Consider the following 22403-nt stretch of genomic DNA (forward strand, 5'->3'; position numbering starts at 1 on the left):
GTCCCGGGCGGTAGCCCACCTGCCGTAACCGCGCGGTGCCCGCCGGGTACCGGGGGGATGCTGGAGCCCATGGCGATCCCGGTCCCCCATCCCGGCGCGCACCGCGGCCGACCGGCCGCCACCGCTCCGGCCGTCTGCTACGCGCTGATCGCGCTGAACACCGCGGTCTTCCTGCTCGGGCCGGCCGCGGGGCTCAACCCGCTCTACGGCCGGGACCAGGCCCGGGTCTGCGCCGAGCAGCGCTACGAGCAGCGCTGGGGGGCCGTCCCCGCCGAGCTCCTGACCGGCCACCCGCTGACCGCGGACCAACTGGCCGAGGCCCCGGACCCGGTACCCGGCTGCCCGGCCGCGGCCACCCCCGGCAAGCACCCGGCCCTGTCCGTGCTCAGCGCGCTCTTCCTGCACGTCGGCTGGCTGCACCTGCTCGGCAACCTGCTCTTCCTGTACGTCTTCGGCCCCAGCGTGGAACGCCGCCTCGGCCGCCCCCGGTTCCTCCTCTTCTATCTGGCGGCCGGCGCGCTGACCACCTACGGGTTCGCGCTGGCCGAGGCCCATTCGGCGGACTCGACCCGGGTGCTGATCGGCGCCTCGGGGGCGATCTCCGCCGTGCTCGGCTCCTACCTGCGCTTCCACCCGCACGCCCGGGTCACCACGCTCGTCCCGCTGCTGCTCTTCCTGCCGCTGCGGTTCCCGGCCTGGCTGGTGCTGGGCCTGTGGTTCACGCTCCAGTGGTGGTCGGTGCACTCCGCCGGACCCGGGGTGGCGTACCTGGTGCACGTGATCGGCTTCATGACCGGCTTCCTCTACGCGTGCGCCCTGGCCGAGCGCCGCCCCCGCCGCCCCCGCCCCCGCGACGGTGCGACCGACGCCCGCTACCCTGGCGGCACCTCACAAAGGAGTACGCCACCGTGATCACCGCCATCGTCCTGATCAAGACCAGCGTCGACCGCATCCCGGAGATCGCCGAGGCGATCGCCGCCATCGAGGGCGTCAGCGAGGTCTACTCGGTGACCGGCGGCTACGACCTGGTCGCGATGGTGCGGGTGCGCCGCCACGACGACCTCGCCGACGTGATCCCCGGTCGGCTGAACAAGGTCCCGGGCGTGGCCCACACCGAGACCCAGATCGCCTTCCGCACCTACTCCCAGCACGACCTGGAGGCCGCGTTCGCGATCGGCCTGGAGGAATAGGGAGGAAGGGGTAGCCGCGGAGCGGCCACTCCCGACGGGGCCTCAGCCCTCCCGGCGGGTGTCCGCGACGCAGCGGCCGCCCTCGTTCCGGTAGCTCCACGCCGCGCCGTCCTTGACCAGCTCCCGGACGGCGGTGAGGAACCGGTCCACGTGCTCGTCCGGCGTGCCGGCGCCGAAGCTCACCCGGATCGCGTTCAGGCTGCGCTCGCCCGGCAGCGACGGCTCCGGCGCGCCGCACTCCGAGGGCGCGGCCTCCTCGTCGCCGAGCAGGGTGCGCACCAGCGGGTGGGCGCAGAACAGGCCGTCCCGCACCCCGATGCCGTACTCGGCGGACAGCGCGGCCGAGAAGTGCGAGCTGTTCCAGCCCCGGACCACGAAGGACAGCACGCCCACCCGCTCCGAGTCGGCACCGAACAGGTTCAGCACCCTGACCTCGGGGATCTCCGCCAGACCGGCCTTCAGCCGGGCCACCAGCGCCCGCTCGCGGGCCTCCAGGGCGTCGAACCCCGCCTCGGTGAGCGCCCGGCAGGCCGCCGCGATCGCGTACACGCCGATGACGTTCGGGGAGCCGGCCTCGTGCCGGGCCGGGCCGGTGTGCCACTGCACGGCCACCGAGCCGTCGGTCTCGCGGGCCACCGTACGGGTGGCGCCGCCGCCGGCCAGGTACGGCTCGGCCTCGTCCAGCCAGTCGGACCGGCCGGCCAGCACCCCGGAGCCGAACGGCGCGTACAGCTTGTGACCGGAGAAGGCGATCCAGTCGACGTCCAGCTCGCGCACCGAGACCCGGTGGTGCGGGGCCAGCTGCGCGGCGTCCAGCACCACCCGGGCGCCGTGGCGGTGGGCGGTCCTGGTCAGTTCGGCGACCGGCCAGAGCTCGCCGGTGACGTTCGACGCGCCGGTGACGCAGAGCAGCTTCGGGCCCTCGGGCGCCTCGGCGAGCGCGGCCTCGAAGGCGGCGACGGCCTCGGCGTGCGAGCGCGGGGCGCGCAGACAGGTGACGGTCAGGCCGGCGTGCGCCCAGGGCAGCAGCGAGGCGTGGTGCTCGGTCTCGAAGGCGAACACCCGGGTCCCGGCCGGGACGGCGCCGGCCAGCAGGTTGAGCGAGTCGGTGGTGGCGCGGGTGAAGACCACCTGGTCGTCCTCGCGCAGGTCCAGGAACTCGGCGACGGTGCGGCGGCTCTGCTCGAACAGGTCGGTGGAGAGCTGGGACAGGTAGCCGGCGCCGCGGTGCACGCTGCCGTAGTAGGGGGCGTAGGCGGCGACCTCGTCCCAGACCCGCTGCAGCGCCGGGGCGCTGGCGGCGTAGTCGAGCGCCGCGTAGGCGACCTTGTCGCCGTTGGCGAGCGGGACCTCGACGTCGTGGCCGAGGACGGCGAGGGGGGTACCGAGGTCGATGGCGAGGTCGGTGGCGAGAGACATGGGGATGCACTCCGTCTACGGGTCAGGGACCCCGGGAGTGCGTGATGATCCGGGTGTCCGCGCTTGCCACGCGGACGGCTCGCCGCACGGCCCGGTCCTCACCCAGGGCACCCCGCCACGGAAGGAGGGTTGCCGGACAGCAAGCTGGGGCTTGTCGCTGTCACTCATGACCTGGCCAAGACTGTAGATCGGGTGCGTCCCCCGGTCAAACAGGGGTCCACATCCCGGACACCGGTCGGGGCCCACCGGGAGGATTCCCGGTGGGCCCCAACTGCCGTGTCATGCCCGGGCGGTGGCCTCGGACCAGTGCTTCAGCAGATCCCGCGCGGCACCCGAGTCGATCGCCGTCGCGGTACGCCGCATGGCCGCCCCGAGCTGCTCCGCGAGCGGCGCGTCGGTGAGGTCCAGCGCCACCAGCGCGGCCGCCGAGTTGAGCAGCACCGCGTCGCGGACCGGGCCGTGCTCCCCGGCGAGGACCCGGCGCGCGACCTCCGCGTTGTACGCCGGGTCCGCGCCGCGCAGCGCCTCGATGCCGACCGGCTCGATGCCGACCTCGCGCGGGTCGAAGGAGGTCTCGGTGACGGCGCCGTCGCGGACCACCCACACCCGCGAGGTGGTGCTGATCGTCAGCTCGTCCAGCCCGTCGTCGCCCCGGAAGACCAGCGCGGTGGCACCGCGCCGGGCGAGCACCCCGGCGATCAGCCCCGCCAGGCGGGTGTCGAAGCAGCCGATCGCGTGCGCCGTCACCCGGGCCGGGTTGGTCAGCGGCCCCAGGATGTTGAAGGCGGTGGGCACCCCGAGGTCGCGCCGCGCGGGCGCGGCGTGCCGCATCGACGGGTGGAAGGTCGCGGCGAAGCAGAAGGTGAGCCCGACCTCCTCGGCGATCTCGGCGACCCGGCGCGGCCGGAGGTCCAGGCTGATGCCCAGCTTCTCCAGCACGTCCGAGGAGCCGCTGGACGAGGACGCGGCCCGGTTGCCGTGCTTGACCACCTTGGCGCCGGCCGCGGCCGCGACGATCGCCGACATGGTCGAGATGTTGACGGTCCTGGCCCGGTCACCACCGGTGCCGACGATGTCCACCGCCGGGCCGGGGATGTCCAGCGGCTCGGCGTGCGCGTACATCGAGTCGACCAGTCCGGAGATCTCGTCGACCGTCTCGCCCTTGGCCCGCAGCGCCACCATGAACCCGGCCACCTGCACCGGGGTGGCCTCGCCGCTCATGATCCGGTCCATCGCCCACGCCGTGGCCGAGCGGTCGAGGTCCTCCCGCCTCAGCAGCGCCGACAGGATGTCCGGCCAGGAGCGGACCACCTGCGCGGGGTCGCTACCACCGTTCGCAGGCTGCACGTTCACCATGGCTGACTCCAGCTCTCGCTACCCCGGTGCCCGGGGAAGGACGTAAGGACGGAGTCAGCCTATCGAGCGGCGGGGGGCCGGGGCCCGGCCGTTCACCCTTCGTCTCCGTTACTGAGACGAAGGGCGGGACGCCGGGTGCCGCGCCGGACGGGACCGGGGCCCGGCCGCACCGGCACACACCGGTACGGCCCGGTCAGCGGGCGGCCGGCGCCCGCTTGGCCAGCCTGGACCGCAGCAGCGTGGCGGCGGCCTCCGCCAGTGCGACCGGATCCACCGGCTGGGAGATGGCCGCCTCCGCCCGGCTCCAGGCGGCCAGCCAGGAGTCCTGCGGCCGGCCGATCAGCACCAGCACCGGCGGGCAACCGTAGATCTCGTCCTTCAACTGCCGCGCGAGCCCGAGCCCGCCCGCCGGTACCGCCTCGCCGTCCAGCACGCAGAGGTCGACGCCACCCTTCTCCAGCGCCTTGAGCACCGCGGGGGTGGTCGCGCACTCCAGGTAGGCCAGCTCCGGCAGGTCCTCCGCGGGCCGCCGCCCGAGAGCGGTCAGCACCTGCTCGCGGGTGGTTCGGTCGTGGCTGTAGACGAGAACGGTCAGCGTCTCGTCGGTCGTGTACGCCATGGGCTCTGCTCCCTCACGTGTGATCCGGACCACGTTCGCCTCTCCCCGGATGCTACTCCCGATCACCGTCGGCCGAGGCCGTCCCGCGCGATCTCCTCCCGAGTCCGCCGCGGCGGCGACTGGTCCGGGCGGAGCACGGCGCGTCACCCTGGACCGCGCGGTCCACCCGTACGGCGGACGAGTGGACCTTCCCCTTACCCCCGACGGCCCCCGGAAGCCCGTCGCGACACGCCGCAGAGGGGCCGGACGGGCCCTTCGAACAACCGTCAGAAAAGGGACACGCCGCTGCTCAGCGCCGGTCCGGACGCCTCGTCGGGCTCCAGGGGGGCATACCGCACGCACCGGACACTCCGAGGGAGACCCCCCGACGTGAAGACGGAATAAGGGACCGACATAATGTCCGTCGTGGCGACAGCAACAGCAGTAGAAACCGGGCACGCGCACGGATCGGTCAACCGGCCGAACATGGTCAGCGTCGGAACGATCGTCTGGCTCAGTTCCGAGTTGATGTTCTTCGCGGCCCTCTTCGCGATGTACTTCACGCTCCGCTCCGTCAAGGGGCCGGAGTTCTGGACCGAGAAGGCGCACGCCCTCAACGTGCCCTTCTCCTCGGTCAACACCACGATCCTGGTGCTCTCCTCGCTGACCTGTCAGCTCGGCGTCTTCGCCGCCGAGCGCGGGGACGTGAAGAGGCTCCGCTCGTGGTTCGCCATCACCTTCGTGATGGGCGCGATCTTCATCGGCGGCCAGATCTTCGAGTACACCGAGCTGGTCAAGAAGGACGGCCTCTCGCTGTCCTCCGACCCGTACGGCACGGTGTTCTACCTGACCACCGGCTTCCACGGTCTGCACGTGACGGGTGGTCTGATCGCCTTCCTGCTGGTCCTGGGACGGACGTACGCAGCCAAGCGCTTCACGCACGAGCAGGCCACCGCCGCCATCGTGGTGTCGTACTACTGGCACTTCGTCGATGTCGTGTGGATCGGCCTGTTCGCGACCATCTACCTGATCAAGTAACCAGCTGATCAGGTCGCTGGCCACCGGCCCCGGGTCCCGCCCTCACCGGCGACGGCCCGATTTCGCCGGTGGCGACGCTCCCACCGACCGACCGCGCGCGCAGCCCTAGACAGGCAGCCTCGTGCCGGCCAGACCGGCCGCCGGGTGCACCCACCAGTCGACCAGATCCTGACACCGGGGTTATTCCGTGAAAAAGCTCTCCGCACGACGGCGCCACCCACTGGCGGCGCTGGTCGTCCTACTTCTCGCCCTGGCGGCAACCGGGGGGCTGTACGCCGCGTTCGCGCCCGCCGGCAAGGCGCAGGCCGACGTGGCGGCGCAGTCGCTCGCGATCGATGAGGGCAAGAAGCTCTTCGCCGTGGGCTGCTCCTCCTGCCACGGCCTGAACGGGCAGGGCAGCAGCGACGGCCCGAGCCTCGTCGGCGTCGGCTCCGCCGCGGTCGACTTCCAGGTGGGCACCGGCCGCATGCCGGCCCAGCAGCCCGGCGCCCAGGTGCCGCGCAAGCCGAACATCTACTCGCAGACGGAGATCGACCAGCTCGCCGCCTTCGTCGCCTCGCTCGGCCCCGGTCCGGTCACGCCGACCGAGGAGCAGTACACCTCGACCAACCCGGACGACCTGTCCAAGGGCGGCGAGCTGTTCCGCACCAACTGCGCCCAGTGCCACAACTTCGCCGGCCAGGGCGGTGCCCTGACCCAGGGCAAGTACGCCCCGTCGCTGGAGGGCGTGGACGCCAAGCACATCTACGAGGCCATGCAGACCGGCCCGCAGAACATGCCGTCGTTCCCGGACGGCACCATGCCCGAGGAGCAGAAGAAGCAGATCGTGGCCTTCGTCCGCCACACCACCAACGATGAGCCCAACCCCGGCGGTCTCACGCTCGGCAGCCTCGGTCCGGTGACCGAGGGCCTGTTCGGCTGGATCTTCGGTCTCGGAGCGCTCATCGCGGTCGCGATCTGGGTCGCCGCCCACACCACCAAGGCCAAGAAGTCATGAGCCACGACATGTCAGAAGAGAAGCTCCCGGAGTCCCACGGCTCCGCCGGGCACCACGAGGTGGCCGTCCACGGCGATCCCTTCGCCGACCCGGGCCTGCCGGCCCACGAGCCGCGCCGCACCGACATCGACGAGCGGGCCGCCAAGCGGGCCGAGCGTCAGGTGTCGCTGATGTTCGTCGCCTCGATGCTCGCCACGATCGGCTTCATCGCCTCGTACGTGGCCATCGACCCGGACAAGATCGTCTACATCTGGCCGCTGGGCCACGTCAGCGCGCTGAACTTCGCGCTCGGCATGACCCTCGGCCTGGCGCTGTTCCTCATCGGCGCGGGCGCGGTCCACTGGGCCCGCACCCTGATGTCGGACCACGAGATCCCGGCCGAGCGTCACCCGATCGAGGCCGACGACGAGGTCCGCGCGGACGTCATCGAGCAGTTCCGGACCGGTGCCGCCGAGTCCGGCTTCGGCCGCCGCAAGATGATCCGCAACACCCTCATCGGTTCGATGGCCCTGGTGCCGCTGTCCGGTGTGGTCCTCCTGCGCGACCTGGGCCCGCTGCCCGAGGACAAGCTGGAGCACACCGGCTGGGAGGAGGCGACCGACGCCAAGCCCCTGCAGCTCATCAACATGAACACCAACCAGCCGATGAAGGCCGAGGACATCATCGCGGGGTCGCTGACCTTCGCGATGCCCGAGGGCCTGACGACGCACGACGAGGACTTCCAGCAGCGCATCGCCAAGGACGCCCTCATGCTGGTGCGCATCGCGCCGGACGACATCAAGGACGACAGGTCCAAGGAGAAGGGCTTCGAGGGCATCCTCGCCTACTCCAAGATCTGCACCCACGTCGGCTGCCCGATCAGCCTGTACGAGCAGCAGACGCACCACGCGCTCTGCCCCTGCCACCAGTCGACCTTCGACCTGGCGGACGGCGCGCGCGTGATCTTCGGCCCGGCGGGCCACCCGCTGCCGCAGCTGAAGATCACCACTGACGAGAAGGGCTTCCTGGTCGCCCACGGCGACTTCGACGAGCCCGTCGGCCCGAGCTACTGGGAGCGTGCTCGATGAGCAGTACGAGCAGCACCACCTCCGGCGCCGCCAAGCCCGCCAGCACGCGCGCCAAGCCCGCCAACAAGTGGGAGCAGGCGGCGGACTGGACGGACGGTCGGCTGGGGATCTACTCCCTCGCCAAGACCAACCTGCGGAAGATCTTCCCGGACCACTGGTCCTTCATGCTGGGCGAGATCTGCCTCTACACCTTCATCATCATCATCCTGACCGGCGTCTACCTGACGCTGTTCTTCAAGCCCTCCATGGGCGAGGTCATCTACGACGGGTCGTACATCCCGCTCAAGGGCATCCCGATGTCCGAGGCGTACGCGTCGACGGTGGACATCAGCTTCGAGGTGCGCGGCGGCCTGCTGGTCCGCCAGATCCACCACTGGGCGGCCCTGGTCTTCGTCGCGGCGATGTTCGTGCACATGATGCGCGTCTTCTTCACCGGCGCGTTCCGCAAGCCCCGTGAGATCAACTGGGTCTTCGGCTTCCTGCTGCTCGTCCTGGGCATGTTCGACGGCTTCTTCGGCTACTCGCTCCCCGACGACCTGCTCTCCGGCACCGGTATCCGGTTCATGGAGGGCGCCGTCCTGGCGACCCCGCTGATCGGCACCTACGTCCAGATGTTCCTGTTCGGGGGCGAGTTCCCCGGCCACGACATCGTGCCGCGGTTCTTCACCATCCACGTGCTGCTGATCCCGGGCATCATGCTCGGCCTGCTGGTGGCGCACCTGATCCTGGTCTTCTACCACAAGCACACCCAGTGGGCGGGCCCGGGCAAGACCGAGAAGAACGTCGTCGGCATGCCGCTGATGCCGGTCTACATGGCCAAGGCCGGTGGCTTCTTCTTCCTGGTGTTCGGTCTGATCGCGGCCATCTCGGCGATCGCCTCGATCAACCCGATCTGGGCGTACGGCCCGTACCGTCCCGACCAGGTGTCCACGGACGCCCAGCCGGACTGGTACATGGGCTTCTCCGAGGGCCTGATCCGCATCATGCCGGGCTGGGAGGTCAGCCTCTGGGGCCACACCCTGAACCTCGGTGTGGCGATCCCGCTGATGGTCCTCTTCCCGATGGTGCTGGTCTCGATCGCCGCCTACCCCTTCATCGAGGGCTGGATCACCGGCGACAAGCGCGAGCACCACATCCTGGACCGTCCGCGCAACGCCCCGGTCCGCACCGCGCTGGGTGCCGCCTGGATCAGCCTCTACCTGGTCCTGCTGGCGGCCGGTGGCAACGACCTGTTCGCCACCCACCTGCACCTGTCGATCAACTCGGTCACCTACTTCGTCCGCGTGGGCATGTTCGTGGTCCCGGTGCTCGTCTTCGTCATCACCAAGCGCTGGTGCCTCGGCCTCCAGCGCCGTGACAAGGAGAAGGTGCTGCACGGCCGCGAGACCGGCGTCATCAAGCGCCTGCCGCACGGCGAGTTCGTCGAGGTGCACGCCCAGCTGCCGCAGAAGGACCTGCACAAGCTCACCGCGCACGAGCAGATCGAGCCGTTCGAGCTGCCGGCCGAGACGGACGAGAACGGCGTGGCCAGCAAGGCCAACGTCATCGACCGCACCCGGGCGAAGCTCTCCCGCGGCTTCTACGGCGAGGGCAGCCAGATCCCCAAGCCGACCTCCGAGGAGCACCACGAGATCACCAGCGGCCACGGCCACCACTGATCCCGTACGCCCCCCGCGTCGCACCCCCGAGGGCCGCCGACCAGAGTTCTTCTGGTCGGCGGCCCTCGGGCTTTCCCGTCCCCGGGGCCCTCGCGGGCCCCGCCGAACGTCAGGAGCCCCCTGTGCAGCTGTCCGTCGACCCCGCCGCCGGTACTCCCCCGTACGAGCAGATCCGGGCCCAGATCGCCGAACAGGCCCGGACCGGCGAGCTGGCGACCGGACTGCGGCTGCCCACCGTCCGCGCGCTGGCCGAGCAGCTCGGGCTGGCGGCCGGGACGGTCGCCCGCGCCTACCGGGAGCTGGAGGCGGACGGGGTGGTGGAGACGCACGGCCGGCGCGGCACCCTGATCGCCGCGGTCGGCGACTCCGCGCACCGGCTGGCCGCCGCGGCGGCCGCCGAGTACGCCGAGCGGGCCCGGCGGCTCGGGGTGTCGGCGGCGGACGCCCTGGCCGCCGTCGACACCGCGGTGCGGCTGGCCTACCGGGAGGACATCACGGCGGGTTAGCTCCGGCGGCCGGGTCCGGAGGGTCCGGGGAGAGCGGGAGAGCCGGGGAGGGCCGGAGGGAGCCCGGGAGAGTGCTCGCCGGGCGCTGGAAGGGCCGGGAGGGGTCCGGGAGGGCCCCGGAAGGCCCTCCGGGGCCGTCTCAGAGCTGCGGGGCGATCATCCCGCCGGCGGGGGCCCTGGTGGCCGGGGTCGTGGTGCTGACGGGCTGCCCGAGGGAGCTGTGCCCGACCCACTCGCCCCAGCCGATGTTCCAGTCCCCGAAGCCGTTGCCGAACGGCTCCATGGTGTGGCCGCGGCTGTTCACCACCGTCACCAGGTCCCCCACCCTGGTGTTCTGGTAGAACCAGCGGGCGTTCTCGGTGCTCATGCCGGTGCAGCCGTGGCTGACGTTCTCCACCCCCTGGGAGCCGACCGACCAGGGCGCCGCGTGCACGTACTCGCCGCTCCAGGTGACCCGGGTGGCCCACTCGACGTCGAGGTCGTAGGACTCCTCGCTGCCGGCCGCTATGCCGATCGTCTCGCCGCTCATCCGGACCTTGCGCTCCTGGCCGAGCACCACCTTGACGCCGTTGCGGGTGTCGAAGCCGGGCTTGCCGGTGGTGACCGGGATCGTCCGGACCACCTGGCCGTCGCGCTTGAGGGTCAGCTCGTGGGCGGCCGCGTCGACCACCGTCTCGACCCGCTCGCCGATCCGCATCGCCAGGGCCGCCCGGTCGCCGCCGTACAGGCCGTCGGAGATCCGGCCGCCGGTGGCCTCGAAGACCAGCGCGACCACGGTGCCGGTGGGCCAGTAGTCCTCGGGGCGGAAGTGCAGGTTCTTGTCGTCGACCCAGTACCAGGCGCCGGTCACGGCGGGCTGCGAGGTCACCGTCAGCGCCCGCTCCACCTCCTGGCGGGCCTGCGGGTCCTTGACCGCCTCGGAGAGCTGCACGGTGAGCGGCTGGCCGACCCCGTAGACCCCGCTGCCGGAGGAGTCGGGGCCGAGCTTGGCGGTCAGCAGCCGCTGGGCGGCCAGGGTGGCGAAGCCGGACGTGGTCTCGCCGCGCCCGCCGCCGTCCTCGGCGGCGGCGATCCGCACGGTGTAGGCGGTGGCGGCCTTCAGCCGGCCGGTGGTCTGCCAGCTGCGCTGGTCCTCGGAGAGCCGGCCGGCGACGATCCGGCCGTCCGGGCCGACCACGGTGACGTCGGTCAGCCGGCTGCCCGGGTCCGCCGTGACCGTGACCGGCTGCGAGGGATCGACCTTGTCCGTGGCCGAGAGGTGCACCAGCCGGGCCGCGTCGACCTTGCGGACGGTGTCCGCGACCTCCTCGCCGCCGGAGCTGCAGCCGGCCAGCGGGGCCAGCACAACGAGGGCCAGCGTGATGCCGCCCAGCCCCGCGATTCCGCGCCTGTCGGCCATGACCGCCTCCCAGGGTTTCGCACGATTGGTCAGATCGTAGGAACCCCCTCCGGCTGAGCGACATCCGAACGGCGCCCGGTTGGGCCGCCGGGGTGAGGCCGTCACTCCGGGGACGCAACAGGGCCGGGCTTCCCGTGCGGGAAGCCCGGCCCTGTGGGAGAGAACCGGTCCTACTGGTTCTGGTTCTCTCCCCGGTAGAACTCGAAGACCCAGCCGAAGAGGCCGATCAGGATCACCGGGACGGACCAGAACAGCAGCCACCAGCCGAAGATCACGCCGAGGAAGGCCAGCGCGCCACCGATCGCCAGCGAGAGCGGCTGCCAGCTGTGCGGGGCGAAGAAGCCCAGCTCGCCGGAGTCGTCCGCGACCTCGGCCTCGGGGTTGTCACCCGCGCCGCTGTCCACCCGGCGGGCGGTGAAGGCGAGGTAGTACCCGATGAAGGCGCACAGCGCGAAGGCGAGGAACAGCGCGGTGGTGCCCGCGGCCTCGATGCCGTGGTCGGAGCTGTTGGTCCACAGGCCGTAGGTGATCGCCATGGCCAGCACGAAGACCGCCAGGCCCAGGAAAATCTTGCCCTGTTCCCTCATCAGGCGTCGCCTTCCTTCTTGCCCTTGCCGAGCTTCGGGGCGTCGTACTTCGCCGGGGTCACACCCGCGAAGTGCTTGGCCGGCTCACCGTGGTACTCCAGGTAGTCCAGCGCGGCGATCTCCGGGTAGTGGAGGTCGAAGGCCGGGGATTCGGAGCGGATCCGGGGCAGGGTGAGGAAGTTGTGCCGCGGCGGCGGGCAGGAGGTCGCCCACTCCAGCGAACGGCCGTAACCCCACGGGTCGTCGACCTCGACCTTCTCGCCGTACTTCGCCGTCTTCCACACGTTGTAGAGGAACGGCAGGATCGACAGGCCGAGCAGGAACGAGCCGATGGTCGAGACGGTGTTCAGGGTGGTGAACCCGTCCGCGGCCAGGTAGTCGGCGTAGCGGCGGGGCATGCCCTCCGCGCCGAGCCAGTGCTGCACCAGGAAGGTGGTGTGGAAGCCGATGAACAGCGTCCAGAAGGTGACCTTGCCGAGGCGCTCGTCGAGCATCTTGCCGGTCATCTTCGGCCACCAGAAGTGGAAGCCGGCGAACATCGCGAAGACGACGGTGCCGAAGACCACGTAGTGGAAGTGGGCGACGACGAAGTACGAGTCCGAGACGTGGAAGTCGATCGGCGGGGAGGCCAGGAGGACACCGGTGAGGCCGCCGAAGAGGAAGGTGACCAGGAAGCCGACCGTCCAGAGCATCGGGGTCTCGAAGCTCAGCGAGCCCTTCCACATGGTGCCGACCCAGTTGAAGAACTTCACCCCGGTCGGGACCGCGATCAGGAAGGTCATGAAGGAGAAGAACGGCAGCAGCACCTGCCCGGTGACGTACATGTGGTGCGCCCACACCGTCACGGACAGACCGGCGATCGCGATGGTGGCCGCGATCAGGCCGGAGTAGCCGAACATCGGCTTGCGGCTGAAGACCGGGATGATCTCCGACACGATGCCGAAGAACGGCAGCGCGATGATGTAGACCTCGGGATGGCCGAAGAACCAGAACAAATGCTGCCAGAGCAGCGCCCCGCCGTTGGCCGGGTCGAAGACGTGCGCCCCGAACTTGCGGTCCGCCTCCAGGGCGAACAGCGCGGCGGCGAGCACCGGGAAGGCCAGCAGGACCAGCACGGCGGTCAGCAGGACGTTCCAGACGAAGATCGACATCCGGAACATCGTCATGCCGGGCGCGCGCATGCAGATGATCGTGGTGATGAAGTTGACCGCACCGAGGATCGTGCCGAAGCCGGAGAAGGCCAGACCCATGATCCACATGTCCGCGCCGATGCCCGGCGAGCGGACCGCGTCGGAGAGCGGCGCGTAGGCGAACCAGCCGAAGTCGGCGGCACCCTGCGGGGTGAGGAAGCCGGCCACCGCGATCAGCGAGCCGAACAGGTACAGCCAGTAGGCGAACATGTTCAGCCGCGGGAACGCGACGTCCGGCGCGCCGATCTGGAGCGGCATGATCCAGTTCGCGAAACCGGCGAAGAGCGGCGTCGCGAACATCAGCAGCATGACCGTGCCGTGCATCGTGAACGCCTGGTTGAACTGCTCGTTCGACAGGATCTGGGTCCCGGGACGAGCCAGCTCGGCACGCATGACCAGCGCGAGGATGCCGCCGATCAGGAAGAAGGCGAACGACGTGCCCAGGTACAGCGTGCCGATCGTCTTGTGGTCAGTGGTGGTGAGCCACTTGATGATGGTGGAACCCGGCTTCCGGGTCCGCCGCGCCCCGACCGTGACGGCCCCGGCGCCCCCGCCGGCCGCGGCGGGCTCGTTGAGGATGGTCACTTCTCTTCACTTCCCATGGTCGTGATGCCGGAGGGCACCGCGCCGGTCTGACCCTTGGCCCGGAGGTCCTTCAGGTGCTGGTCGTACTCGGCACGGTCGACGACCTTCACGTTGAACAGCATCCGCGAGTGGTCGACGCCGCAGAGCTCGGCGCACTTGCCCTTGTACTCACCCTTGACGGTCGGGGTGACCTCGAACTTGTTGACCACGCCCGGCACGACGTCCATCTTCATCATGAAGTTGATGGGCCAGAAGTCGTGGATCACGTCACGCGAGGTGAGCCGGAACTGCACCGTCTCGTCCACCGGCAGGTACAGGGTCGGCGGCTCGCCGGGGGTACCCACCTCGTACGCGGCCTGCTGGTTGGCCGGGTCCGGGTTCTCGGTGTTCTCGTAGTTGAACGCCCAGCTCCACTGGAAGCCCACCACGTTGACGGTGTGCTGCGGCTTCTCGGAGACGGCGATCAGCTTCGACTCGTCGCGGGCGACGAAGTAGAAGAGGACCGACACGATGATGATGGGGACCGCGGTGTAGAGCGCCTCGATGGGCACGTTGTACCGGGTCTGCGGGGGGACCTGCACACCGGTGCGGCTGCGCCGGTGGAAGATCACGCTCCAGATGATCAGACCCCACATCAGTACGCCGACCACCAGCGCCGCGATCCAGGAGCCCTGCCACATGTGGAGGACCATCGGCCCTTCCTTGGTGACAGGGCTCGGGAGGCCAAGCCTGGGGAGGTCGTTGGCCGAGCAGCCGGTGGCGGTCGCGATGACGAGGCCCAGTGCCAGCGCCTGAGGCAGCTTCCGCCGCATCGTGCGCCGCGGCGAGCGGTCGGAGCCGTTGGGACTCACGTAGCGCCTTCCCGAAGTCTCGCCCGCCTTCGCGTCGCCCCGGGGAGGCTTTCCCTCCCCGGCGACCCGACCACGGGCACGGTTTGAATGCTTATGCGGGCCAAACCCTACTCCAGCCTTATGCGCTGCTGACGGGCAGGTCCCAGTAACGCGCCGCCCGAACACCCGATCAGGCCCGGCAGGGGCTGCGCCGCAGGTCATCCTAGGCATTAGGGGTCCGTACGCCCGATCGAGGGATGACCTCGGACAACCTGGTGACGCTCCGTCGGACGCGGACGATCCGGACATTCCGGATGATCGACTGACGGAGGGTGAGCCGCCCGCGGAGCCCCGGTCCCACCCGGGAGTGTCGTTAAATGTCACCGTGTACTTCGATGTGGCCTCCACCGCACCGCTCCACCCCGTCGCGCGGCAGGCGCTGACCGCCGCCCTGGACGAGGGATGGGCCGACCCGGCCCGGCTCTACCGCTCCGGGCGCCGGGCCCGGATGCTGCTGGACGCCGCCCGGGAGACCGTGGCCGAGGTGTTCGACTGCCGGGCCGACGAGATCGCCTTCACCTCCGGCGGGACCCAGGCCGTCCAGCTCGGGGTGCTGGGCGCGCTGCGCGGCAACCGGCGGCGCGGCCCGCACCTGGCGCACTCCGCCGTCGAGCACTCCAGCGTGCTGCACAGCGCCGAGCGGCACCTCGCCGAGGGCGGCGAGGTCACCTCGGTACCGGTGGACCGGCACGGCCGGGTGGACCCGGAGGTCTTCGCAGCCGCGCTGCGGCCCGACACCGCGCTCGCCGTGCTGCAGTCCGCCAACCACGAGGTGGGCACGGTGCAGCCGGTCGCCGAGGTGGCCGCGCTCCTCGGCGGGGTGCCGCTGCTGGTGGACGCCGCGCAGAGCGCCGGGCGGGTGGACCCGCCGGCCGGCTGGTCGCTGCTCACCGCCAGCGCGCACAAGTGGGGCGGGCCGGCCGGGGTCGGGGTGCTCGCGGTGCGCAAGGGCGTCCGCTACAGCTCGCCGCTGCCCGCCGACGAGCGGGAGGCCGGCCGGGTGCCGGGCTTCGTCAACGTGCCGGCGATCGTCGCGGCGGCGGCCTCGCTGCGCGCGGTCCGGGCCGAGGCGGAGCGGGAGAACGCCCGGCTGCACGAGCTGGTCGAGCGGATCCGGGCCCGGGTGCCGCGGCTGGTGCCCGAGGTGGAGGTGGTCGGCGACCCGGTGCGGCGGCTGCCGCACATCGTCACCTTCTCCTGTCTGTACGTGGACGGCGAGGTCCTGCTGGGCGAGCTGGACCGGGCCGGGTTCGCCGTCTCCTCCGGCTCCTCGTGCACCTCGTCCACGCTGACCCCGAGCCATGTGCTGGCCGCGATGGGCGTGCTCACCGAGGGAAACGTCCGGATCTCGCTGCCGTTCGGCACCACCGGGGCGGACGTCGACCGTTTCCTGACCGTGCTGCCGGAGCTGGTGGCCGGCGTCCGCGCGCCGCTGGGCCTGGACCTGCCCGCACCCGCCGGGGCCCGGGAGCCCGACGGGGGCCCGCTGGTCCTGGACGCACTGGGCAAGCGGTGCCCGCTGCCGGTGATCGAACTGGCGAAGCGGTTCGGCGAGGTCCCGGTGGGCGGGACGGTCGTGGTGCTGGCCGACGACGAGGCGGCCCGGCTGGACGTGCCGGCCTGGTGCGGGATGCGCGGCCAGGAGTTCCTGGGCGAGACCCCGGCCGCCGAGTACGGCGGCGACCGGGGCTCGGCCTACCTGGTGCGGCGGGTCAGTTGACCAGGTGCGCGCGGACCTCGGCGCCGGCCTCGTCGCCGTAGGCCGCGACGAAGCGCTGCAGGAAGTCGTGCGGGCGCAGCTCGTACTCCTGGGTGCCGACGGTCTCGATCACCAGGGTGGCCAGCATGCAGCCGAGCTGGGCGGAGCGCTCCAGCTCCAGCCCCCAGGAGAGGCCGGCCAGGAAGCCGGCCCGGAAGGCGTCGCCGACACCGGTCGGGTCGGCCTTGGCGGTCTCGGGGGCGCAGCCGACCACGATCGGGGACTCGCCCTTGCGCTCGATCCGGACGCCCTTGCTGCCGAGGGTGGTGATCCGGGTGCCGACCCGGGTGAGGATCTCCTCCGTGTCCCAGCCGGTCTTCGACTCGATCAGCGCGGCCTCGTACTCGTTGGTGAAGAGGTACGCGGCGCCGTCGACGATCTGGCGGATGTCGTGGCCGTCGAGGCGGGCCAGCTGCTGGGACGGGTCCGCGGCGAAGGCGTAGCCGCGGGTGCGGCACTCCTGGGTGTGGCGGACCATCGCCTGCGGGTCGTCGGCTCCGATCAGCACCAGGTCGAGGCCGCCGACGCGGTCGGCGATCGGCTTGAGCTCGATGTTGCGGGCCTCGGCCATGGCACCGGTGTAGAACGAGGCGATCTGGTTGTGGTCCTCGTCCGTGGTGCACATGAAGCGCGCGGTGTGCCGGGTCTCGGAGATGTGGACCGACCGGCAGTCCACGTTGTTGCGCTCCAGCCAGCTGCGGTACTCCGCGAAGTCCGCGCCGGCCGCGCCGACCAGGACCGGGCGCAGGCCGAGCACGCCCATGCCGAAGGCGATGTTCGGCGCGACGCCGCCGCGGCGGATGTCGAGGGTGTCGACCAGGAAGGACAGCGACACGGTGTGCAGCTGCTCGGCGACCAGCTGGTCGGCGAACCGGCCGGGGAAGGTCATCAGGTGGTCGGTCGCGATCGAGCCGGCGACGGCGATACGCACGGGGTCTCCTCAGGATGGCAGCGGGGCCATGGGACAGCAGGGGGGTGGAACCCACCCACGGTACCCGGCGGGCCCCGGACCCCAGCAAGACGCCGGGTGCGTTCCCGGCCGCCCGCTGTCACCCGCCACCCCCGAAGGTGTACTACCCCGGGGTAGCTCTGGTGGCTGCCGGACGCCCGGCCTAGGGTCGGAGTCAGGGGCCCCTCCCGGCCCCGACCGGACCGCGGCGACGCCGCCGCGGCAGGTGGATCGGAGTTGATGGCCGATGTTGCCCAGTCACCACCCGTCGCGGGTCCCGCCCGCGCTGCTCGGCGACGCCGACGGCGAGTCGCTCGACGCGCTGGTGGACTCCTCGCGCCGGCTGCGACGGTTCTGGCCGCTGCTGGCGACCGGCCCGCAGGACAGCGCGCCGGCCGGCTCCGGCTTCAGCGTCCCCTCCCGGGCCCGGCGCGTGGTCGCGTCGATGCCCGAGTACGGGCCCTGAGCAGGGATCCCGAGGGTCCCGGGGGGCCGCGGGGGCGGACGGGGAACCGGAATCGTCCGGGCCACGTCACATCCCCGCGGTGCGGCCGCCAAGGCGCGCCGCCGAACCCTCGGGAGGAAGTTCAGATGGATCTGGAGACCATGCCCAGGCGGACCGGCCGGGCGCGCGCGACAGCGCTGGCGGGTCTGGCGCTGGCGGTGGCGGCCGTCCTGGCCGGGTGCGACGACGGGAACAAGGCGGCCTCGGACACGGCGGCCTCCGGTGCGGAGCGGGCCACGGCGAGTTCCTCCGCCTCCCCCGGCGCGGCCACCGGCGGCACCGATCCGAGTGCTCCGACCGCTTCGGCCCCGACCGCGTCGGCCGCGGTCACCCCGCCGCCGGCCGATCCGACGGCCACCGCCCCGGACCCGCGCCCGGCCAGCCCGGCCCCGACCGCTCCGGTGCCGGCCACCGAGCCGCCGGCACCGGCGACGACCCCGACCCCGGCGCCCACTCCCCCGGGCGGCAACGGGATCGCGGTGGGCGAGCCGCCGCCGAACGGTTCCGGGAGCGGCTCACCGGTGCACCCGGCGATCACCTACCGGGTGGACGGCAGCAAGCTGACGGTCTGGTTCTACGGCGGGATCTGCCAGCGGTACGCGCTCAAGGCGGACGAGTCCAAGCCGGGCCGGGTGGACGTCCGGGTGACCACGGCGGCGCCGGTCCCGGCCGGTCAGGCGTGCGCCGAACTGGCCAAGCGGCAGACGGTGACGGCCGACCTGAAGCAGCCGCTCCAGGGCCGCGCGGTGACCGATCTGGCGACCGGCCAGGAGGTGCCGCTGGAGGCGGACGCCAAGATCGGCCCGGACCCGGTGGTCCCGGACATCGCCGGCACTCCCTGACCCTCCGGCAGCCCCGACCCGGGGCGCGGACACGACGAAGGCGGCTCCCGGATTCCGGGAGCCGCCTTCGTGTCGGACCGGCGAACCGGCCGGACCGACTAGCTGAACGAGTCGCCGCAGGCGCAGGAGCCGGTGGCGTTCGGGTTGTCGATCGTGAAGCCCTGCTTCTCGATGGTGTCGACGAAGTCGACGGTGGCGCCGCCCAGGTACGGGGCGCTCATCCGGTCGGTGACGACCTTCACACCGTCGAAGTCCTTCAGCACGTCGCCGTCGAGCGAGCGCTCGTCGAAGAACAGCTGGTAGCGCAGGCCCGAGCAGCCACCGGGCTGGACGGCGACGCGCAGCGCCAGGTCGTCCCGGCCTTCCTGCTCCAGCAGGCCCTTGACCTTGGCCGCGGCGGCATCGGTGAGGAGGATGCCACTCTCGACGGTGGTCTCGTCCTGGACGGTCATCTGCGTTCTCCCGGTCTTGACGACGGTCTGCCTCCAGTGCCAACCGACAGCCGTCCGGATTCATTTCCCGGACGACGGAGTGTTTTCGGTGGATTCACGGCGGCGGTGTTCCGTGGGCCGGGCGTGCACCCGTTCCCCATACGCCTTCCATGCTCGCACACCGGCGGCCCGGGGCCGCATCCCGCTCGGACCGATCCGGGCGAACCGGCCCGCCGGCGCGGGTCCGGCCGTCAGGATGGTGGGCATGCTCCTGCGCCCGCTCCAGGACTCCGCCGCCGACGCGGAGGCCGTCCGGCACATCTCCGCCGCCGCCTTCGCCTCGCTCCCGGACGCGCCGCCGGTCACCGGGCCGCCCGCGCCGTCCGTGTTCCAGCTGGCCCGCACCAGACACCTCGCCCGCACCGATCCGCAGGGCTGCTGGCTGGCCGTCCTGGACGGCGAGCCGGTCGGCGCGGTGCTCGCGCTGCGCCGCGAGGGCGTCTGGGTGCTGGCGCTGCTCGTGGTGCTGCCGAAGGCCCAGGGCAAGGGGGTGGGGCGGCTGCTGCTGGAGCGCGCCCTCGCCCACGGGCGCGGCTGTCTGCGCGGGATGCTCTGCGCCTCGCCGTCGCCGGCGGCGGTGCGGCGGTACCGGCTGGCCGGGTTCACCCTGCACCCGGCGATGCAGCTGACCGGGCGGGTGGACCGGTCCCGGCTGGTCGACCCGGGGGACCTCCCGGTGCACCCGGGCAACGCCACCCACCGGCACCTGCTGGACTCGGTGGACCGGCGGCTGCGCGGCGCCGCGCACGGCCCGGACCACGAGCTGCTGCTCGCGCACTGCGAGGAGCTGTTGGTCGCGGACACCCTGGCCGGCAGCGGCTACTGCTACCGGGAGGGCGGCGAGGTGCGGCTGCTGGCGGCCACCTCGAAGCGGATCGCCACCCGGCTGCTGCGCGAGGCGCTGGCCCGGGTGCCGGAGGGCGTGGAGGCGAGGGTGGAGGCGCTGACCGCCGAGCAGGAGTGGGCGCTGGACGTGGGCCTCGAACTGGGACTGTCGGTGGAGGGCCGGGGGTACCTGGGGCTGCGCGGGATGCGCCCGCCGGCGCCGTACGTGCCCAACGGCGGGCTGCTGTAGCGCCGGCTCTCCCGGGCCGCGACGGCACCGGACGCGCGCGACCCCCGCCGGGCCGGGGCCGGGCGGGGGTCGGTGCGTCGCGGGGCGGGCGCCGGGGTGCGGGCGCCGGGGGTGCGCGGCGCGCGCCGGAGCGCCGCGGGCGTCACTCCATGGTGTCGAGGATCTCCTTGACCATCTCCATGGTGGTGCCCGGGTGGAGGAAGGCGAAGCGGGCGACCGTCTCGCCGTCCCAGCCGGTGGGGGTGACGAAGCCGATCTGGTCCGCGAGCAGCTGCTGCGACCAGCGGTAGTAGTCGTCGTTGGTCCAGCCCTTGCGCTTGAAGCAGACCGCGGAGAGCTGCGGGTCGAACAGCAGCTCCAGGTGCTCGCTGTCGCGGATCAGCTGCGCGGTGTCCCGGGCCAGCGTCAGGCCGGCCTCGATGGCGTCGGTGTACGCCTGGACGCCGTGCACGGCGAGCGAGAACCACAGCGGCAGGCCGCGGGCGCGCCGGGTCAGGTGGTAGGCGTAGTCGGTGGGGTTCCACTCGTCGCCCTCGGTGTGCAGCACGTCCAGGTAGGAGGCGTCCTGGGTGTGCACGGCGCGGGCGAGCTGGGGCTCGCGGTAGATCAGCGCGGCGCAGTCGAACGGCGCGAACAGCCACTTGTGCGGGTCGACGACGAAGGAGTCGGCGTGCTCGATGCCGTTGTAGCGCTCCCGGACGGAGGGGGCGAACAGGCCCGCGCCGCCGTAGGCGCCGTCCACGTGGAACCACAGCCCGCGTTCGCGGGCGACCTCGGACAGGCCCTGGAGGTCGTCGACGATGCCCTCGTTGGTGGTGCCGCCGGTGCCGACGACGGCGATCACCGTCTCCGGGTCCGGGTCGGCGGCCAGGGCGGCGCGCAGCGCCTCGCCGGTGAACCGGCGGTCGACGGTCGGGACCTTGAACGCCTCGACGCCGATGATGTTGAAGGTGTTCTTGACCGAGGAGTGCACCTGGTCGGCGACGGCGATCCGCAGCCGGACCTCCGGCCCACTGGGCCGGCCCTGCTCGGCGAGCCGGCGGCGGGCCGTGTCCCGGGCGACGACCAGGGCGGAGAGGTTCCCGGCCGAGCCGCCGGAGACGAAGGTGCCGCCGGCCGAGGCCGGCATGCCCGCGCGGTCCGCTATCAGGCGCAGCACCTGGTTCTCGGCCGCGATCGCGCCGGCCGCCTCCAGCCAGGAGATGCCCTGGAGCGAGGCGCAGGAGACCACCATGTCGAACAGCAGCGCGGCCTTGGTGGGGGCGCACGGGATGAAGGACAGGTAGCGCGGGCTGTCGGCGGAGATCACCGCGCGGGAGAGCTCGTGGTCGTAGAGCTTGAGCACGTCGGCCGGGTCGTTGCCGTCCTGGTTGAGCAGGCCGGACAGCTGGGTCCGCAGGTGCTCGCCGTCACCGGGGTGGTCGAGCGGGACGGGGTCGTACTGCAGCCGGTCGCGCATGTAGTCGAAAACCAGGTCGACCAGGTCGCTGTCGGGCCGGTGCATGCGGTCGGGGGCTGCGGACACGGGTGTCCCTCTCGGCTGTGGGGGTCGGGGAGGGCCCGGTGGCACGGGGGTTGGCACCGTACGGCCGGACATGATCAGCGTAGGCAGCCCCGGGGCGTTCCCGCGCGTCGGAACGCGGCCGGTCGGGCAGCTTTCGGGCGTCTTCGGCGGGCCGCGCGCAGGAATCCTGCGCGGGGAGGAATCGGGCCGGACGGGGCGGTTCCCCAGGGCCCGTCGGCGGGCTCCTCCCGCTAGCCGATCAGCTGGGAGAGGACCACGGAGGATCGGCTGCGCTGGACGCCGGGCTCGCGGCGGATCCGCTCGATGACCGCCTCCAGATGGCGCATGTCGGCGGCCCGCAGATGGACCAGGGCGTCCGGATCGCCGGTGACCGTCCAGGCGGCGACCACCTCGGGGAACTGCCGCAGGCTGGCGAGGATCTCCTCGGGGGCGGTCCGTTCGCGGCAGTAGACCTCGACGAACGCCTCGGTCTGCCAGCCGAGCACCGAGGGGTCGAGCACCACGGTGAAGCCGCGGACCACCCCGCGCGCCCGCAGCCGGTCGATCCGGCGGCGGACGGCGGTGGCGGAGAGGTTCACCTGGACCCCGATCTCGGCGTACGAGGCGCGGCCGTCCCCGGCCAGCCGGGCGAGCAGGAGGCGGTCGGTCTCGTCCAGGGAGGTCCCGACCGTCTCGTTCGCTCGGCTGCTGCTCATCGGTGCGGGGCTCCACGGGTCGTGCGGCGTCGGGATCGGGGCGGGGTTCCGCCCGCCGGGGGAAGGAGGCGGCCCGCCGAAA

At 72.0% G+C, this 22403-nt stretch carries 22 protein-coding genes and 1 riboswitch; of the genes, 11 read left to right on the forward strand and 11 right to left on the reverse strand.

From position 1 onward, the window contains the following. Positions 1 to 69 precede the first annotated feature (69 nt). The gene (locus tag ACIQ9P_RS02250; RefSeq protein WP_402348283.1) at positions 70 to 912 is read left to right on the forward strand and encodes a rhomboid family intramembrane serine protease; all 843 of its coding nucleotides are present in this window, start codon (positions 70 to 72) and stop codon (positions 910 to 912) included. Next, on the forward strand, positions 909 to 1190 hold the full coding sequence (locus ACIQ9P_RS02255; protein ID WP_402348286.1) for an Lrp/AsnC ligand binding domain-containing protein: 282 nt from the start codon (positions 909 to 911) through the stop codon (positions 1188 to 1190). The genes ACIQ9P_RS02250 and ACIQ9P_RS02255 overlap by 4 nt, the downstream gene beginning before the upstream one ends. A gap of 42 nt (positions 1191 to 1232) precedes the next feature. On the opposite strand, the gene ACIQ9P_RS02260 is transcribed toward ACIQ9P_RS02255, so the two are convergent. The 3 genes from ACIQ9P_RS02260 to ACIQ9P_RS02270 all read right to left on the reverse strand — a co-directional run bounded on the left by ACIQ9P_RS02260 (position 1233) and on the right by ACIQ9P_RS02270 (position 4584). After that, on the reverse strand, positions 1233 to 2609 hold the full coding sequence (locus tag ACIQ9P_RS02260; RefSeq protein WP_402348289.1) for an aminotransferase class V-fold PLP-dependent enzyme: 1377 nt from the start codon (positions 2607 to 2609) through the stop codon (positions 1233 to 1235). Positions 2610 to 2663: 54 nt separating this feature from the next. Continuing rightward, positions 2664 to 2781: riboswitch (SAM riboswitch) on the reverse strand. A 107-nt stretch (positions 2782 to 2888) separates the two neighbouring features. Continuing rightward, positions 2889 to 3965, reverse strand: a complete 1077-nt coding sequence (gene trpD / locus ACIQ9P_RS02265; protein ID WP_402348292.1) for an anthranilate phosphoribosyltransferase — start codon at positions 3963 to 3965, stop codon at positions 2889 to 2891. A 193-nt stretch (positions 3966 to 4158) separates the two neighbouring features. Continuing rightward, the gene (locus tag ACIQ9P_RS02270; RefSeq protein ID WP_402348294.1) at positions 4159 to 4584 is read right to left on the reverse strand and encodes a hypothetical protein; all 426 of its coding nucleotides are present in this window, start codon (positions 4582 to 4584) and stop codon (positions 4159 to 4161) included. Between the two features lie 396 nt (positions 4585 to 4980). Here ACIQ9P_RS02270 and ACIQ9P_RS02275 point away from each other — a divergent pair, with 396 nt between their 5' ends. The 5 genes from ACIQ9P_RS02275 to ACIQ9P_RS02295 all read left to right on the forward strand — a co-directional run bounded on the left by ACIQ9P_RS02275 (position 4981) and on the right by ACIQ9P_RS02295 (position 9829). Beyond that, complete coding sequence (locus ACIQ9P_RS02275; RefSeq protein WP_402348297.1) at positions 4981 to 5601, forward strand: heme-copper oxidase subunit III; 621 nt, start codon at positions 4981 to 4983, stop codon at positions 5599 to 5601. Between the two features lie 187 nt (positions 5602 to 5788). Continuing rightward, on the forward strand, positions 5789 to 6598 hold the full coding sequence (locus ACIQ9P_RS02280; protein WP_402348300.1) for a c-type cytochrome: 810 nt from the start codon (positions 5789 to 5791) through the stop codon (positions 6596 to 6598). An 8-nt stretch (positions 6599 to 6606) separates the two neighbouring features. Continuing rightward, positions 6607 to 7665 carry a Rieske 2Fe-2S domain-containing protein gene (locus ACIQ9P_RS02285; protein WP_402348303.1) on the forward strand — a complete coding sequence of 353 codons (1059 nt, stop codon included), beginning with the start codon at positions 6607 to 6609 and terminating at the stop codon, positions 7663 to 7665. Then, positions 7662 to 9323, forward strand: coding sequence for a cytochrome bc complex cytochrome b subunit (locus ACIQ9P_RS02290; protein WP_402348306.1), 1662 nt, complete (start codon positions 7662 to 7664; stop codon positions 9321 to 9323). Before ACIQ9P_RS02285 ends, ACIQ9P_RS02290 begins: the two co-directional genes overlap by 4 nt. Positions 9324 to 9445: 122 nt before the next feature. Then, on the forward strand, positions 9446 to 9829 hold the full coding sequence (locus tag ACIQ9P_RS02295) for a GntR family transcriptional regulator (protein WP_402348309.1): 384 nt from the start codon (positions 9446 to 9448) through the stop codon (positions 9827 to 9829). A gap of 139 nt (positions 9830 to 9968) precedes the next feature. Here the strand turns inward: ACIQ9P_RS02295 and ACIQ9P_RS02300 are convergent, their stop codons facing one another. The 4 genes from ACIQ9P_RS02300 to coxB all read right to left on the reverse strand — a co-directional run bounded on the left by ACIQ9P_RS02300 (position 9969) and on the right by coxB (position 14441). Continuing rightward, positions 9969 to 11228: an Ig-like domain-containing protein gene (locus tag ACIQ9P_RS02300; protein ID WP_402348311.1), complete on the reverse strand. Its 1260-nt coding sequence runs from the start codon at positions 11226 to 11228 to the stop codon at positions 9969 to 9971. Between the two features lie 170 nt (positions 11229 to 11398). Next, the gene (locus ACIQ9P_RS02305; protein ID WP_402348315.1) at positions 11399 to 11815 is read right to left on the reverse strand and encodes a cytochrome c oxidase subunit 4; all 417 of its coding nucleotides are present in this window, start codon (positions 11813 to 11815) and stop codon (positions 11399 to 11401) included. Next, positions 11815 to 13590 carry a cytochrome c oxidase subunit I gene (ctaD, locus tag ACIQ9P_RS02310; protein WP_402348318.1) on the reverse strand — a complete coding sequence of 592 codons (1776 nt, stop codon included), beginning with the start codon at positions 13588 to 13590 and terminating at the stop codon, positions 11815 to 11817. Before ctaD ends, ACIQ9P_RS02305 begins: the two co-directional genes overlap by 1 nt. Beyond that, positions 13587 to 14441, reverse strand: coding sequence for a cytochrome c oxidase subunit II (gene coxB, locus ACIQ9P_RS02315; protein ID WP_380302470.1), 855 nt, complete (start codon positions 14439 to 14441; stop codon positions 13587 to 13589). The genes ctaD and coxB overlap by 4 nt, the downstream gene beginning before the upstream one ends. 364 nt (positions 14442 to 14805) lie before the next feature. On the opposite strand from coxB, the gene ACIQ9P_RS02320 reads away from it, so the two are divergent. Then, positions 14806 to 16200, forward strand: coding sequence for a cysteine desulfurase/sulfurtransferase TusA family protein (locus ACIQ9P_RS02320; protein WP_402348322.1), 1395 nt, complete (start codon positions 14806 to 14808; stop codon positions 16198 to 16200). Here ACIQ9P_RS02320 and ACIQ9P_RS02325 read toward each other — a convergent pair. Next, entirely contained in the window at positions 16193 to 17170 is a 978-nt protein-coding gene (locus tag ACIQ9P_RS02325; RefSeq protein ID WP_402348325.1) for a carbohydrate kinase family protein, read from the reverse strand. The genes ACIQ9P_RS02320 and ACIQ9P_RS02325 overlap by 8 nt on opposite strands. 265 nt (positions 17171 to 17435) lie before the next feature. Between ACIQ9P_RS02325 and ACIQ9P_RS02330 the strand changes: the two genes are divergently transcribed. Next, positions 17436 to 17654, forward strand: a complete 219-nt coding sequence (locus ACIQ9P_RS02330) for a hypothetical protein (protein ID WP_402348327.1) — start codon at positions 17436 to 17438, stop codon at positions 17652 to 17654. Positions 17655 to 17779: 125 nt separating this feature from the next. After that, complete coding sequence (locus ACIQ9P_RS02335) at positions 17780 to 18535, forward strand: hypothetical protein (protein ID WP_402348330.1); 756 nt, start codon at positions 17780 to 17782, stop codon at positions 18533 to 18535. Between the two features lie 98 nt (positions 18536 to 18633). On the opposite strand, the gene erpA is transcribed toward ACIQ9P_RS02335, so the two are convergent. Further along, on the reverse strand, positions 18634 to 18987 hold the full coding sequence (gene erpA, locus ACIQ9P_RS02340) for an iron-sulfur cluster insertion protein ErpA (protein WP_030391519.1): 354 nt from the start codon (positions 18985 to 18987) through the stop codon (positions 18634 to 18636). A 244-nt stretch (positions 18988 to 19231) separates the two neighbouring features. Between erpA and ACIQ9P_RS02345 the strand changes: the two genes are divergently transcribed. Beyond that, positions 19232 to 20101 (forward strand): GNAT family N-acetyltransferase, encoded by an 870-nt coding sequence (locus ACIQ9P_RS02345; RefSeq protein ID WP_402348333.1) that lies wholly within the window; start codon positions 19232 to 19234, stop codon positions 20099 to 20101. Positions 20102 to 20243: 142 nt separating this feature from the next. On the opposite strand, the gene ACIQ9P_RS02350 is transcribed toward ACIQ9P_RS02345, so the two are convergent. Together ACIQ9P_RS02350 and ACIQ9P_RS02355 are read right to left on the reverse strand one after the other, a co-directional pair. Then, positions 20244 to 21626 (reverse strand): pyridoxal phosphate-dependent decarboxylase family protein, encoded by a 1383-nt coding sequence (locus tag ACIQ9P_RS02350; RefSeq protein WP_402348336.1) that lies wholly within the window; start codon positions 21624 to 21626, stop codon positions 20244 to 20246. A gap of 230 nt (positions 21627 to 21856) precedes the next feature. Further along, positions 21857 to 22321 (reverse strand): Lrp/AsnC family transcriptional regulator, encoded by a 465-nt coding sequence (locus tag ACIQ9P_RS02355; RefSeq protein WP_402348339.1) that lies wholly within the window; start codon positions 22319 to 22321, stop codon positions 21857 to 21859. Between the last annotated feature and the right edge of the window lie 82 nt (positions 22322 to 22403).

The organism is Kitasatospora sp. NPDC094019, assembly GCF_044764505.1.
GTDB lineage: Bacteria > Actinomycetota > Actinomycetes > Streptomycetales > Streptomycetaceae > Kitasatospora.

Excerpts from the sequence above, each read along its gene's own strand:
- ACIQ9P_RS02250 (WP_402348283.1), top strand. The coding sequence starts at position 70 with ATGGCGATCCCGGTCCCCCATCCCGGCGCGCACCGCGGCCGACCGGCC.
- ACIQ9P_RS02285 (WP_402348303.1), top strand. The coding sequence starts at position 6,607 with ATGTCAGAAGAGAAGCTCCCGGAGTCCCACGGCTCCGCCGGGCACCAC.
- ACIQ9P_RS02260 (WP_402348289.1), bottom strand. The coding sequence starts at position 2,609 with ATGTCTCTCGCCACCGACCTCGCCATCGACCTCGGTACCCCCCTCGCC.
- ACIQ9P_RS02300 (WP_402348311.1), bottom strand. The coding sequence starts at position 11,228 with ATGGCCGACAGGCGCGGAATCGCGGGGCTGGGCGGCATCACGCTGGCC.
- ACIQ9P_RS02330 (WP_402348327.1), top strand. The coding sequence starts at position 17,436 with ATGTTGCCCAGTCACCACCCGTCGCGGGTCCCGCCCGCGCTGCTCGGC.
- ACIQ9P_RS02305 (WP_402348315.1), bottom strand. The coding sequence starts at position 11,815 with ATGAGGGAACAGGGCAAGATTTTCCTGGGCCTGGCGGTCTTCGTGCTG.
- trpD (WP_402348292.1), bottom strand. The coding sequence starts at position 3,965 with ATGGTGAACGTGCAGCCTGCGAACGGTGGTAGCGACCCCGCGCAGGTG.
- ACIQ9P_RS02355 (WP_402348339.1), bottom strand. The coding sequence starts at position 22,321 with ATGAGCAGCAGCCGAGCGAACGAGACGGTCGGGACCTCCCTGGACGAG.
- ACIQ9P_RS02335 (WP_402348330.1), top strand. The coding sequence starts at position 17,780 with ATGGATCTGGAGACCATGCCCAGGCGGACCGGCCGGGCGCGCGCGACA.
- ACIQ9P_RS02270 (WP_402348294.1), bottom strand. The coding sequence starts at position 4,584 with ATGGCGTACACGACCGACGAGACGCTGACCGTTCTCGTCTACAGCCAC.
- ACIQ9P_RS02345 (WP_402348333.1), top strand. The coding sequence starts at position 19,232 with ATGCTCCTGCGCCCGCTCCAGGACTCCGCCGCCGACGCGGAGGCCGTC.
- erpA (WP_030391519.1), bottom strand. The coding sequence starts at position 18,987 with ATGACCGTCCAGGACGAGACCACCGTCGAGAGTGGCATCCTCCTCACC.
- ACIQ9P_RS02290 (WP_402348306.1), top strand. The coding sequence starts at position 7,662 with ATGAGCAGTACGAGCAGCACCACCTCCGGCGCCGCCAAGCCCGCCAGC.
- ACIQ9P_RS02275 (WP_402348297.1), top strand. The coding sequence starts at position 4,981 with ATGTCCGTCGTGGCGACAGCAACAGCAGTAGAAACCGGGCACGCGCAC.